Raw genomic sequence first — 966 nt, forward strand, 5'->3', positions numbered from 1 at the left:
ACACCTTCCTGGTCCGCACCTACCTGGTCACCACGGCGAGCGTGCTGCTGGGCCGCCGGATGTGGTGGCCGGGCGCGCTGTCCCGCGCGCCCGAGCCCGAACGCGGTGAGCGGCAGCCGGAGCCGGTGTGATCCGCCCGTACGACCGTGACAGGGCGCCCCTCCCACCCGGAGGGGCGCCCTCCTCCCCGAGGATGGACCCCGTGCACCCGACGACAGCACAGGCAGCCGAACCCTCCCGGACCGGGAGCTCCCGCGACCGGGGCTCCGGACCCACGGACTCCGGGCCTGCGGGCGCCGGAAACACGGGCTCCCGGACCATGGACCCCCGCACCGGGCGCTTCCGGACCGGTGGCTCCCGTGCCAGTGACTCCCGTACCAGGGACGGGATCATCACCGCGCTCAGCCGTGACCCCCTGACCCGCCCGCACGCCGTCCGCAACGACGCCGTCCTCGCCGCGTGCGCCGCCGTCCTGGGCGTCACGCTGGCGCTGCTGGCCGGCGACGGCCACCGGCCCGACGCACTCGGCTGGGCCCTGCTGCTCGCGGCCCATGTGCCGCTGCCCTGGCGGCGGAAGCGGCCGCTGCCGGTGCTGCTGGCGGTGCTGGCCCCGGTCGTGCCGTACCACGCCCTGGACCACCCCCACGGGGCGCCCGTGGCCGCGACCGTGGTGGTGCTCTACACGGTCGCCGCGACGGGCACCCCGCGCCGGACGCTGCTGATCGGCACCGTCGTCATCGGCACCACCCTCACCGTGAACGCCCTCACCAACCCCGACGGGTTCACGGAACTCGTCCGCATCACCGGTTGGGTCGTCGCTGTCCTCTTCCTCGGCCTCGACGTCCGCTACTACCGGCAGTACGTCGCCGCGATCGTCGAACGCGCGGAACGGGCGGAACGCACCCGCGAGGAGGAGGCGCGCCGCCGGGTCGCCGAGGAGCGGCTGCGCATGGCGCGGGACCTGCA

General features: G+C 75.4%; 1 pseudogene. It reads left to right on the forward strand.

Going from position 1 to position 966, the window contains the following annotated elements:
• Positions 1 to 319 precede the first annotated feature (319 nt).
• A pseudogene (locus LPA54_RS32950) lies at positions 320 to 966 on the forward strand (sensor histidine kinase); the annotation flags it as partial.

The sequence above is a fragment of the Streptomyces sp. DH12 genome, assembly GCF_020873895.1.
Taxonomy (GTDB): Bacteria; Actinomycetota; Actinomycetes; order Streptomycetales; family Streptomycetaceae; genus Streptomyces.